This is a genomic window from Streptomyces sp. NBC_01429, from assembly GCF_036231945.1.
Taxonomy (GTDB): Bacteria; Actinomycetota; Actinomycetes; order Streptomycetales; family Streptomycetaceae; genus Streptomyces.
Genome location: NZ_CP109599.1, coordinates 4,240,068 through 4,252,238, shown reverse-complemented (window position 1 = coordinate 4,252,238; position 12,171 = coordinate 4,240,068). Strand labels below are relative to the sequence as shown.

Annotated in this window: 10 protein-coding genes and 1 tRNA gene; 4 read left to right on the top strand and 7 right to left on the bottom strand. The window is 70.9% G+C overall.

Translation table 11 applies throughout. The features are described 5' to 3' along the window. The first annotated feature begins 26 nt into the window (after positions 1-26). Positions 27-101 (top strand) — tRNA-Asp (locus tag OG627_RS18550). 247 nt (positions 102-348) lie between these two features. Then, a complete protein-coding gene (locus OG627_RS18545; RefSeq protein ID WP_329066512.1) occupies positions 349-618 on the top strand; it encodes a DUF6274 family protein in 270 nt (89 codons plus the stop codon). Between the two features lie 475 nt (positions 619-1,093). Here OG627_RS18545 and bldC read toward each other — a convergent pair whose 3' ends face one another. Beyond that, positions 1,094-1,300, bottom strand: coding sequence for a developmental transcriptional regulator BldC (gene bldC / locus OG627_RS18540; RefSeq protein ID WP_003949541.1), 207 nt, complete (start codon positions 1,298-1,300; stop codon positions 1,094-1,096). 558 nt (positions 1,301-1,858) lie between these two features. Next, on the bottom strand, positions 1,859-2,734 hold the full coding sequence (locus OG627_RS18535) for a hypothetical protein (RefSeq protein WP_329066510.1): 876 nt from the start codon (positions 2,732-2,734) through the stop codon (positions 1,859-1,861). Positions 2,735-2,896: 162 nt separating this feature from the next. Between OG627_RS18535 and OG627_RS18530 the strand changes: the two genes are divergently transcribed. Both OG627_RS18530 and OG627_RS18525 read left to right on the top strand, forming a co-directional pair. Further along, entirely contained in the window at positions 2,897-3,988 is a 1,092-nt protein-coding gene (locus OG627_RS18530) for a Leu/Phe/Val dehydrogenase (RefSeq protein ID WP_329066509.1), read from the top strand. A gap of 421 nt (positions 3,989-4,409) precedes the next feature. Further along, complete coding sequence (locus OG627_RS18525; RefSeq protein WP_329066508.1) at positions 4,410-4,661, top strand: DUF3073 domain-containing protein; 252 nt, start codon at positions 4,410-4,412, stop codon at positions 4,659-4,661. Between the two features lie 225 nt (positions 4,662-4,886). Here the strand turns inward: OG627_RS18525 and purM are convergent, their stop codons facing one another. The 5 genes from purM to OG627_RS18500 all read right to left on the bottom strand — a co-directional run bounded on the left by purM (position 4,887) and on the right by OG627_RS18500 (position 12,047). Beyond that, the gene (gene purM / locus OG627_RS18520) at positions 4,887-5,963 is read right to left on the bottom strand and encodes a phosphoribosylformylglycinamidine cyclo-ligase (protein WP_329066507.1); all 1,077 of its coding nucleotides are present in this window, start codon (positions 5,961-5,963) and stop codon (positions 4,887-4,889) included. Between the two features lie 151 nt (positions 5,964-6,114). Then, on the bottom strand, positions 6,115-7,641 hold the full coding sequence (purF, locus tag OG627_RS18515; protein WP_329066505.1) for an amidophosphoribosyltransferase: 1,527 nt from the start codon (positions 7,639-7,641) through the stop codon (positions 6,115-6,117). An 88-nt stretch (positions 7,642-7,729) separates the two neighbouring features. Then, positions 7,730-8,752 (bottom strand): META domain-containing protein, encoded by a 1,023-nt coding sequence (locus tag OG627_RS18510; protein ID WP_329066503.1) that lies wholly within the window; start codon positions 8,750-8,752, stop codon positions 7,730-7,732. Between the two features lie 61 nt (positions 8,753-8,813). Further along, the gene (locus tag OG627_RS18505) at positions 8,814-9,629 is read right to left on the bottom strand and encodes a maleylpyruvate isomerase family mycothiol-dependent enzyme (protein WP_329072766.1); all 816 of its coding nucleotides are present in this window, start codon (positions 9,627-9,629) and stop codon (positions 8,814-8,816) included. A gap of 210 nt (positions 9,630-9,839) precedes the next feature. Beyond that, positions 9,840-12,047 carry a BTAD domain-containing putative transcriptional regulator gene (locus OG627_RS18500; protein ID WP_329066501.1) on the bottom strand — a complete coding sequence of 736 codons (2,208 nt, stop codon included), beginning with the start codon at positions 12,045-12,047 and terminating at the stop codon, positions 9,840-9,842. Positions 12,048-12,171: the final 124 nt, after the last annotated feature.

The window sequence follows — 12,171 nt, the reverse complement described above, 5'->3', positions numbered from 1 at the left end:
CCACGGAAACAAGGGCCGCGAAACCTGGTCCTGTGGAGCAGTTTGGAGTGCTCGCCACCCTGTCAAGGTGGAGGCCGCGGGTTCAAATCCCGTCAGGACCGCAAGACAAGAGCCCGCATCCCCTCCGGATGCGGGTTCTTTCGTTGCGCCCGCCCGCCCGGTGGCGTGCGGCGGTACTTCCTCGCCTACGGCAAGGAGCGTCGACGCCGTGGTCACGCGGCGGTAATGCCGGGTCCAAATCGCGGGCGCCGGGACCTCGGCATCTTGACTGCGTCACCGCCCCGGGAGTACCTAAGCAGGAGAGCCCCTCGTCCGTTTCCGCAGGGGGCCGCACCGGGGGTGGTGTGCGTGACCGCATCGACGACGACGAAGCCACTGAGGCACGAGACCCGCGCGCTGCTGCGCGCCCATCTGGCGGCCGCCTCCGGGCACCCGCATCGCACGGGCCACTGCCCGATCTGTCATCGGCTCCAGCGGCTCGCCATGGAGTCCGTCCCGGGCGACGACCTCTTCGCCGGCGCTCCGGGTACGGGTGAACTCTTCGCGTACGTCGCGGTGGAGGCGCTCGGCGTGGAGCCGGCCGGCTTACCGGACGGCCAAAGCCCCCCGGCCGCCTGACGTTTGGCTCCGAGTCAGGCCGGACGAACGTGATCCGCCGGGGTCCGCGCGCCTCGTTGACAAGACCCGAGCGGTGTGACGGGTGTCACTCGAAGAGTTTTAAGAAGGACCAGACTTACACCCTCCATACAACGTACCAATTTAATATGTGCAATTGCACTGCGCTTCCGGCTCTCCCCGGCCGACTCTCCGCACCCCCCACACAGCCTCTCAACAGGGACGCGACAGGCTCCTCACACCGCGCAAAAAAGATCGCGCTGGACTCGGCGGAGTCCAGCGCGATCGACGACTTACCCGTGTTGCGAGGGCATGGGACCTGTTGGGGCAGGTGCCCGTCGTATGGAGCTATGTGCAGGGATCGACCGAGTTGGGGGAACCCGGCCATCACCCTGGATCGTTGACCCCCAGGGGTCCTGGTGGACCCCATGGGGCTCAGGTTGAGCCCTGTTGAGCGTTGCTGAGCCTTGCTGAGAGGTCAGGCTTCGCTGCGCTGCTGCGGAATACCCGCAAGCAGTGCGCGAACCTCTGCCTCGCGATACCGGCGATGCCCACCGAGCGTGCGGATGGACGTGAGCTTGCCGGCCTTTGCCCAGCGCGTGACCGTCTTCGGGTCCACACGGAACATCGTGGCAACCTCAGCCGGGGTCAGCAGCGGCTCGGCATCAGGGGTGCGAGCGGTCATGAGCGGCCTCCTCGGGAGAACCGAACCTTCTCGGTTCTTTCCTCTAAATTCTGCACCTTGACCCGCGTTGCCCGAAATGGCGGACGCGGGCCGAGTCGGTTATAGGACGAACGGCTTGTCCTCGGCACTACAACTACACCATCCGTCCAGCCACGTCGGCCAAACCGATGGAATTGCCCTCTGAGGTGTTCATCAGCGGCGGAAGCCGATGGACCATGCCATAGCGGACAGTTACGTCGCAGATACGATCAGTCACAGAGCGATCAGGAGTCACCAGACCCCCCGTATAGAGTGCAATGCTGAGTAATCCGCCCACACTTGGACGGATGGAGCCCTCCCCGGACTCCTTGTCCTATTTTGGCACGAGGGGGGGTGATGGGCGCAAGAGCCCCGTTAGTGCGGTCCGTCACGCTTGAGGCAAAGGCCCGGATCGGGACTTCCGCCCCAGAGCCCGGTTCAAGTCTGGTTCAAGGCTTCCCCATGCCCGTTTCACGCCCGTTTCAAGGACGTCGGACTTGAGTCGGGCAGCCACCCGATCGCGTGACGGCGCGAGCACGCTCAGTTCGCGAACTGACGGTCCCTGACCGCGCGCCAGCGCTCGCTGAGCCGTCCGTACGCCTGACCCGCCAGCTCCCCGTCGCCCGCGCGCAGCGCGGCGATCGCCGCGGTCAGATCGGCCGCCGACCGGTCCTCGGCGAGCTGGGCGCCGGACAGGACGTGGACGAGCCCCCCGTAGTCCAGTTCGACCAGTGAACGCGGGTGGAATTCCTCCAGCCACCGCCCCACGTCGACCAGCCCCTCGGTCATCGGCCCGTCGTCCACCGCGTCCCGCAGGGTCTTCAGCGAGCGGGCCAGCCGGCGTCTGGCCTCCACCATCGGGGTCCGGTAGCGCAGGGAGGGGGTCCGCGGGCCACCCGCCTCGCCAGGCCCGCCCGACTCCGCCGGTTCACCCGGCTCGTAGTCGCGCTCCTCGTCGGAGAAGAGCGTGAACCAGCGCACCGGCACCTGCCACACCGCCGTCCTGATCCAGGGCCGCGCGTCCGGATTGCGGTCGCGCCAGCGCGCGTAGTCCGCCTCGGCCTGGCCGCGCACCACCTCGGGCAGGACCGCGTCCAGCAACTGCGGCGGCAGCGTCCGCGTCAGCTCCTCCAGCGCCAGCCAGCCGCGCAGCCGGGTGCGCCACGGACAGACGCACACCACACCGTCCACCTCGGTGACGAACGCGTCCCCGCTCTCGTGCACCGGAACGGCCACCGGCGGCGTCGGCAGCAAGTCGGCCAGGGAGCGGCGCAGTTCGTCCTGCGCTCCCGGCGTGCGGTCCCGGGTGGCGTAACGCCGCCAATGGCCCCTCTCGGGTTCGGGAAAGGCCGCCAGCGGCTCGTACACCCGCAGGTAGGACGCGTAGGGCACAGGAACCAAAGACACCGCCGGCATGGAGCGCATCGTCCCACGCCCGTCACCCTCCAGGGGGTGATCCTGGGCACTGCGGCCGATCCACGCGTGCGGAGGACTTAACCTCGTGCATGCCCCACCGGTCCCTCCCCCACACACCGGAGGGACTTTCCCACCGCCGCTCCGTACTTGGGAGTCACCACCGTGACCGATGTTTCCGGCGCACCCGCTGACGTACTGCACACCCTGTTCCGCTCGGAGCAGGGCGGCCACGAGCAAGTCGTGCTCTGCCAGGACCGCGCCAGCGGCCTCAAGGCCGTGATCGCGCTCCACTCGACCGCCCTGGGCCCCGGCCTCGGCGGCACCCGCTTCTACCCGTACGCCTCCGAGGAGGAGGCCGTCGCCGACGCGCTGAACCTCTCCCGGGGCATGTCGTACAAGAACGCCCTGGCCGGACTGGACCACGGCGGCGGCAAGGCCGTGATCATCGGGGATCCCGAGCAGATCAAGACGGAGGAGCTGCTGCTGGCGTACGGCCGGTTCGTGGCCTCGCTCGGCGGCCGGTACGTCACCGCGTGCGACGTCGGCACCTATGTCGCGGACATGGACATCGTGGCGCGCGAGTGCCGCTGGACCACCGGGCGCTCCCCCGAGAACGGCGGCGCGGGCGACTCGTCCGTGCTGACCGCCTTCGGCGTCTTCCAGGGGATGCGGGCCAGCGCCCAGCACCAGTGGGGGGACCCCTCGCTGCGCGGCCGCCGGGTCGGGATCGCGGGCGTCGGCAAGGTCGGGCACCACCTGGTGGAGCATCTGCTCAAGGACGGCGCCGAGGTCGTGATCACGGACGTACGGGAAGAATCGGTTACCCGGATCACCGACCGGCGCCCCGAGGTCGCCGTCGCCGCCGACACCGAGGCGCTGATCCGTACGGAGGGGCTGGACATCTACGCCCCGTGCGCGCTCGGCGGCGCGCTGAACGACGACAGCGTGCCCGTGCTCACCGCGTCGATCGTCTGCGGAGCGGCCAACAACCAGCTGGCCCACCCGGGCGTGGAGAAGGATCTCGCGGACCGCCGGATCCTCTACGCGCCGGACTACGTGGTGAACGCGGGCGGGGTGATCCAGGTCGCCGACGAGCTGCACGGCTTCGACTTCGAGCGGTGCCGCGCGAAGGCCGCGAAGATCTTCGACACCACTCTGCAAATCTTCGCACGTGCGAAGATCGACGGGATTCCGCCGGCCGCCGCGGCCGACAGGATCGCCGAGCACCGGATGGCCCAGGCTCGTCGGGGCTGACCTCGGGGCCGCCCGGCGGAGACTTCCGGCGGGCGGCCGGACGACTGCCCGAAGACCGCGGAAAGACGCGAAAGGGACGCGGGAGAGCCCCCGGGAGAGCGGCCGGAAGGCGCCCCGGGACGGCTTCCCGGGCACCCGCGGGAGAGCCCTGGGCGGCCGGAGGGCGCAAGGGAGACCAGACTCACCCCGGTCGGCGGGTCGGCTCCTCAGAAGAGGTTAAAATCGCAGCTGACCAGGGAGGACGGGGCGTCTCACTGGTCCTGCGCCGGGGCGCGTCATGCGGGCGGCGTACCGTATGGCCGCGAGAGCAGGTACCGTTGAAGCCCTACGGACGGGTCTCTCCGCGGAGAGCTCGTTCTGATTCATGAACGCGTGTCAAGACTCTGGGGCCGTCGAGCCCCGTCACCGAGGGGGTCGAGCCATGGGGCGCGGCCGGGCCAAGGCCAAGCAGACGAAGGTCGCCCGCCAGCTGAAGTACAACAGCGGCGGCACCGACCTGTCGCGTCTGGCCAACGAGCTGGGCGCATCGCCTTCGAGTCAGCCACCGAACGCAGAGCCGTTCGAGGATGACGAAGAGGAAGATGACCCGTACGCACAGTACGCGGATCGATACAACGACGACGAGGACGAGGACGACCAGTCCGGACCCTCGGCGCGGCGCCGCGGCGCTTGACGTCCGTATCCCCCGAGCATCAGCTCATTCGCCCGGTCCGGGGCAGTAGTCCTGGACCGGGTTCTGTGCTGTCCGGGGAAGCCGGCCGGAGGAGGCCGCGGGAGCGCGGGTCGCTTCCCCCGCGCCTCCCCTGACCTGTACCTGCCTGGCCTGCTACCGGCCCTGGCCTGAACCGGGCCCTGGTCCGTACCGGCATCGGCAGCTCGTGGACCGTCCGGGCCGCGCTCAGCCGTTGCTCGCGTAGTCGCCGGTCAGCGCCGCGCCCGTGGTGTGGTCGCCGCGCTCGGTGATCTCCCCGGCGATCCAGGCGTCCACGCCCCGGTCGGCGAGTGTGGTGAGCGCGGAGTCGACCGAGTCCGCCGGGACGACGGCCATCATGCCGACGCCCATGTTCAGCGTCTTCTCCAGCTCCAGCCGCTCCACCTGTCCGGCCTTGCCGACGACGTCGAACACCGCGCCGGGCGTCCAGGTCGAGCGGTCCACCGTCGCGTGCAGCCCGTCCGGGATCACCCGCGCCAGGTTGGCGGCGAGGCCGCCGCCGGTGATGTGGCTGAACGCGTGCACATCGGTGGTCCTGGTGAGCGCCAGGCAGTCCAGGGAGTAGATCTTGGTGGGCTCCAGCAGCTCCTCGCCGAGGGTGCGGCCGAACTCCGCGACCTCCCGGTCCAGCGCCCAGCCGGCCCGGTCGAAGACCACGTGCCGGACCAGCGAGTACCCGTTGGAGTGAAGCCCGGAGGACGCCATCGCGATCACCGCGTCACCCGTACGGATACGATCCGCGCCGAGCAGCCGGTCCGCCTCGACCACGCCCGTACCGGCGCCGGCGACGTCGAAGTCGTCCTCGCCCAGCAGCCCGGGGTGCTCGGCGGTCTCGCCGCCGACCAGGGCGCAGCCGGCCAGTACGCAGCCCTCGGCGATGCCCTTGACGATGGCGGCGACGCGCTCGGGGTGGACCTTGCCGACGCAGATGTAGTCGGTCATGAAGAGAGGCTCGGCGCCGCAGACGACGAGGTCGTCGACGACCATGCCGACGAGGTCGTGGCCGATCGTGTCGTACACGCCCATCTTGCGGGCGAGGTCGACCTTCGTGCCGACACCGTCGGTGGCGGAGGCGAGCAGCGGGCGCTCGTAGCGCTTGAGGGCTGAGGCGTCGAAGAGGCCGGCGAAGCCGCCGAGGCCGCCGAGGACCTCGGGGCGCCGCGTCTTCTTCACCCACTCCTTCATCAGCTCGACCGCGCGGTCACCGGCTTCGATGTCGACGCCCGCGGCGGCATAGCTGGCACCAGTAGTCGTTTCGGACATGGCTGGATACTTTCCTGTCGTCATATGGGTCATCGAGAATTGATCATCGAGGTCGGTGATCGTCGGGGTCGGTGATCGTCGGCCGTCGTGGCCGGTCCGTCGGTCCGCCCACGGTGATGACGTGGGCGGACCGGACCGGGCGATGACCGGGTCAGGGGCGCCGCAGCGCGTCGGTGGCCGCCGTGTTGGCCGGTCCCGCCGCCAGCTCGGTCTCCAGCAGCCGCTTGCCGAGCAGCTCGGGATCGGGCAGCTCCATCGGGTACTCCCCGTCGAAGCAGGCGCGGCAGAGATTGGGCTTGGCGATCGTGGTCGCCTCGATCATCCCGTCGATGGAGATGTAGGAGAGCGAGTCGGCGCCCATGGAGATGCCGATCTCCTCGACCGACATGCCGTTGGCGATCAGCTCCGCGCGCGTGGCGAAGTCGATGCCGAAGAAGCAGGGCCACTTCACCGGCGGCGACGAGATCCGGATGTGGACCTCGGCGGCGCCCGCCTCGCGGAGCATCTTGACCAGGGCCCGCTGGGTGTTGCCGCGGACGATCGAGTCGTCCACGACCACCAGGCGCTTGCCCCGGATGACTTCCTTCAGCGGGTTCAGCTTGAGGCGAATGCCCAGCTGGCGGATGGTCTGGGACGGCTGGATGAAGGTCCGGCCGACATAGGCATTCTTGACGAGGCCCGAACCGTACGGAATGCCACTGGCCTCCGCGTAGCCGATCGCGGCGGGCGTGCCCGACTCCGGAGTCGCTATGACCAGATCGGCGTCGACCGGCGCTTCTTTGGCGAGTTTCCGCCCCATCTCGACCCGGGACAGATAGACGTTCCGCCCGGCGATGTCCGTGTCGGGACGCGCCAGGTAGACGTACTCGAACACACAGCCCTTGGGCTTCGCTTCCGCGAATCGCTGGGTGCGCAGTCCGTTCTCGTCGATGGCGATCAGCTCGCCCGGCTCGATCTCCCGGACGTACGAGGCGCCGCAGATGTCGAGGGCGGCACCTTCGGAGGCGACCACCCAGCCGCGCTCCAGCCGGCCGAGGACCAGCGGGCGGATGCCCTGCGGGTCACGGGCCGCGTACAGCGTGTGCTCGTCCATGAAGACGAACGAGAAGGCGCCCTTCACATCGGGCAGGATCTTGGCGGCGGCTTCCTCGACCGTGAGGGGCTTGCCGTCGTCGTCCGTCTGGCTGGCCAGCAGGGCCGTCACCAGATCGGTGTCATTGGTGGCGGCGACGCGGGTCGTCCGGCCGTTCTCCTTGGGCAGGTCGGCGACCATCTCCGCGAGCTGCGCGGTATTGACCAGATTGCCGTTGTGACCGAGCGCGATGGAGCCGTGGGCCGTGGCCCTGAAGGTCGGCTGCGCGTTCTCCCACACCGAGGCACCGGTGGTGGAGTAGCGGGCGTGACCCACCGCGATATGACCCAGCAGAGAGCTGAGGGATGTTTCGTCGAAGACCTGTGAGACGAGGCCCATGTCCTTGAACACAAGGATCTTGGACCCGTTGCTCACTGCGATGCCCGCGGACTCCTGTCCGCGGTGCTGAAGGGCATACAGTCCGAAATAGGTGAGCTTGGCGACCTCTTCGCCCGGGGCCCAGACTCCGAAGACGCCGCAAGCGTCCTGGGGGCCCTTCTCTCCGGGGAGCAGGTCGTGGTTGAGTCGTCCATCACCACGAGGCACGCCACCGAGTGTAGGCGAGATCGACCACTGGTCCGAATTGGGGATACGGATCAGTGGGCCGGATCACCCCTGCCGGCTCCTCGCCGGATCACTTCCGGGCGGTGGCGTGGGCCTCCACGCCTGGGCCGTTCTCGGCCAGCAGAGTCAGACGGTTGTGGCTCAGCTCATAGCCGACCTCGCCCTTGAGCACCTTCGCGAACCGCTCTTCCAGTGCCATTTGGGGCTTGGCGCAGGCTTTCCTGGTGGTACGCATCGGACCGAAGGTGATCTTGTTCGTGGCCTCGGAGATCTTCGCGGAGCCACGGAAGGTGTTGCAGCCGTCGTTGCCCTCCACGGTGCCGCTCCCGCCGTCCGCGCCCTTACTGAACGTGAGGGACGCCTTGCCCTCGGTCCCCTGCGGCAGGGAGCCCTCGGTGTCGCCGGGTTCGAGGACGGAGTCGATGACACCGCTCACCGTCCAGGACGTCTCGGTGAGGGGCGCGGGCGGGTTCAGGGTGAGGACGATCGCGTCGCCGCCGGGGGCGGTGAGGGTGAGGCGCTTGGTGTCGGTCCTGGTGTCCTTGGCTTCCCTCTTGGCGTCCGTCTTGGCGTCCTTGGCGTCCTTGGCATCGGACTGGGCGGGGACGGTCTCGACCCGGGCCGTGAGCTTTCCGCTGAACACCTTGTCGAAGGCGTCGGCGAAGGGTCGCTCCTCGTCCCGGCAGAGTTTGAGGGTGGACATCCCCTGATCGTCGCCCACATCGAGGGTGTCGCCCTTCACGGTGACCTCGCCGGCGGTGCGGAGGTTGCAGTCCGGGGACGAGCGAACCGTTCCGTCGGGATCGACCCGCATACGGGCGCCGTCCACGGGCGTGGTCTTCTTGCCGTCGACCGTCACGCTGTCGATGTCCCAGACGGTGCCCTTGACGCCGTTGGTGCCCTTGGTGTTGCGCAACGTCTCGGTGAGCGAAGTGGTGTCGGCCCCGGACACGGACCGGGAATCCCCGCCCGAGCCCGCCCCCGCGCCCGACTCCGTGCCGCAGGCGGACAGGAGGAGCAGGGCGAGCGCCGTGACCGCGGTAGCCGCGGTGACGGTCCCGGGGGCCGTGGTGGTCTGCTGCTGCTTCGTCATGCCGCTGTGACGGAGGCGGCGGCGTTACGGTTCCGCCTCCGCCGTACCGGCTACCGGCCCGTCACCCCATGAGCGGGAGCAGGCCGGAGAGGTCCGCGCGCTCCCCGCTCGCGCTCACCCGCGCCGTGTCGAGCGCCTCGGCCCAGGCCGTACGGCCGGTGGCGAGCCTGATCCAGGTCAGCGGATCGGTCTCCACGACGTTGGGCGGCGTACCGCGCGTGTGCCGGGGACCCGGCACGCACTGCACCACCGCGTACGGCGGTACCCGTACCTCGGTCGACGCGCCGGGCGCCTTGACGGCGAGCGCGTCGGCCAGCAGCCGCGTGCAGGCGGCGAGCGCCTGGCGGTCGTACGGGATGCTCAGCCCGGCCGCCCGGTTCAGGTCGTCGGTGTGCACGATCAGCTCGACGGTCCGGGTCACCAGGTAGTCCGCGAGCCGCATCGCGCCCACGCGGGTCACGAGCACCCGCCCGTCGTCGGCCGCCGGCAGCAGCGCCTCGAACCGTTCGGCGGCCCGCCCGAGCAGTTCGCCGGGCGGTGCGGTCGCGGCGAGCGCCGTGACGTTGTCGGCGATCGAGCCGGCGTACCGGGCGGTCAGATACGGCCACTCGGACAGCACGATCACGGGCCCGGCCTCGGCGACGACGGCCGCCTCGGACCGCACCGGCTGCTCCAGGCAGAGGTTCACCGACTCGACCGCCACGCTCAGATGCGCGGCCAGCTCCCGTACGGTCCACGTCCCGAGCCCGGTCGGCAGCGCCAGCTGCTCGGGCGTCAGCGCCCGCACCGCCTCCCGCACGTGCCCGAACTGGGCCGACACGGCGGCGCGGATCTTGGCGGGGTCGTAGGTGCGCGGGCGCTTCTTGGCGGGGTTCACGGCTGGTGGCATGGCGACGAGGCTAGTGGGAGGCGACCGTAACGCGCCCTTCGATAATCGCCGCTCCGCTCACGCCCGTGTCAGGGATCCATCGGCAGCAGGCGGAAGGAATGGTGGCCGGTCAGGGGCCGTATGGTTATGCATATGCCACCGCACACATACCTGTGTGTTCAAGGGCTGAGCGGTGGGCGGAGGCATGACAAAGCGCTCTCACCGGGGGCGGCGCAGCGCGGCGGTGAGTGCGTCGAGGTAGGGGGCGACCGGTCCGAGGGTGAGCAGCCCGCTGCCCGCGCCGGCCAGTTCCGCCGCGGCGGGGGCGAGCGCGCGGTGGGCGCGTTCCATCGTCTCGCGGTCGCCGAGGGCGAGGGCCGCGCGGGCGGTGAGGCACCACAGGGCCTCGAACAGCAGGTCGTGAGGTGGTTCGGGGACCTGGCGCAGCGCGTCGGCGGCCTCGTCGCGACGGTCGCGCGCCAGCAGCAACAGGGGGCGGACCCAGGGCTCGTAGGGCTCATAGGACTCGTAGAGCCCGTAGGGTCCCCGGTCGGTGTTGTGCCGCTCGTCGGCCAGGGACGGGGGGATTCGGCCGGGGCCGCCGGGGGGCGCCTGCCGCAGGCGCAGGGACAGCAACGCGAGGGGCAGCAGGCCGCGTTCCAGACCGGGCATCCCGGCGCCGTCGAGACGCGCGGCGGCGGCCCGGTAGGCGGCCTCGGGGTCGGGGTCGGGGTCGGGGTCGGGGTCTGCCCCGGGCTCGGGTCCTCTCCCGGGCTCCGGCTCCGGCTCCGGCTCCGGCTCCGGCTCCCGCGTCGTCGTCGCGGCGAGGCGCAGCGCCCGGTACCACTGCGTGAATACGCCCACCAGCGGCCGCTCGTTCCGCTCGGCCAGGCGTTCGGCGGCGGTCGCGTGTGCGTCGGCTCCGGTGAAGTCCCCGAGCGCGCCGCGCGCCTGAAGGCGGATGAGATGTCCGAGGACCTCGAAGTTGACGAGGCCGTGCCGGGCGGACAGCGTGATCAGTTCGGCGCCGATCCCGTCCCGGCGCGGGGCCAGACCCGCACGGTGACAGCTCTGCATGAACAGGCCGCTGAGGGCGAACGCCAGGAGCGTGGGATCGTCCAGCCGGCGGGCGGTCTCCTCCGCCTGCCGGGCGGCCCGGAGCCCGCGCGCCGTGTTCGTCCCGCGTGATTCCAGGGCGACGGTGGCCAGCAGCCGGGCCCGCGCCGCGTCGTGCCCGCCCGGCGGGAGGGCGGTCAGGGCGCGTTCGGCCGCCGCGACGACGCGTCGCGACTGCTCGGGATCGTCGGAGCGGGTCCAGATCGCCGGGACGTCGTACGCGCCGATCACGCGGGCGGTCAGCTCCGCGTCACCCAGCTCCTCCGCCGCCTCGATGGCCGCGAGGCGGTGCCGGCGGGCCGCCTCCAGACCGCCGCCGCCGGTCACAGCGAGGTCGCGCAGCAGCCCCACCGTCGACTCCAGCCGGGCCCGTGCGCCGGATGCCACGGTGCGGTCGTAGGCGGCGGCCGCCTGCGCCCAGACCCGTCCGGCGGCGTCGGCCCGTACCTCGTGACCGTCATCGCCGCCCTGAGGTGTCTGGAGTGTCTGAGGTGTCTGAGGTTTCTGGGGTGTCTGATGCCTCTGGTCCAGGTGAGGTGCCTGGTGCAGGATGTCCGACTCCAGGCGGCGCAGCGCCGGGCCCGGCTCGATCCCGAGCTGCCCGGCCAGGAGCGCGCGCGCCCGGCGCAGCACCGCGAGCGCGTCGCCCTGGCGGCCCGTGCGGTACAGCGCGAGCGCGAGCAGCCGCCAGGCGTCCTCGCGCCAGGGGTGCTCGGCCACGTGCGCGTCCAGGTCGGGCACCGCCCGCGCGGCCCTGCCCAGGGCGAGCCGGGCCTCGGCCTGCCGCTCGACCGCGTACAGCCGCAGTTCCGCCAGCCGGGAGCGCTCCGCGCGCGCCCAGGTCTCGTCGGCGAACTCGGCGTACGCGGGACCGCGCCACCATCCCAGGGCCTCGTCGAGCCGCGCGAGCACGTCGCGGGGAGGCAGTGTCGCGGCGTCGGCGACCGCCCGCTCGAAGCGCCAGGCGTCGACCGCCTCCGGCTCGGCGCGCAGCGCGTACCCCGGCCCCTCGGTGATCAGCAGCCGCGCCGTGGCCCGGGGCGGGCGCTCCGGTTCCAGCGCGCGGCGCAGCGCGCCCACGAACGTACGTACCGCTCCCACCGCGCCCGGGGGCGCGTCGCCCGCCGCCCACAGGTCCTCGACCAGCCGGGCCACCGGGACGACACGGCGGCGGGCGACGATCAGCCGGGCCAGCACCGCGCGGTGCCGGGGCCCCTTCAGGGCGATCGCGTTCCCGTCCCCGTTCCCGTTCCCGTTCCCGTCCCCGTCCCAGGCCGTCACCGGCCCCAGCACGCCGAACACGACCCGCACCGGAGACCGTCCTTTCCCGAGGCTCCCGAGACTCCTGAGGCTCCCGAGGCGTCGCCCCTCGGCCACGGTATAGCGCGGTGCTGATCGGATGCTCATCCGCGCGCGGCAGGCTGGGAAACACCGG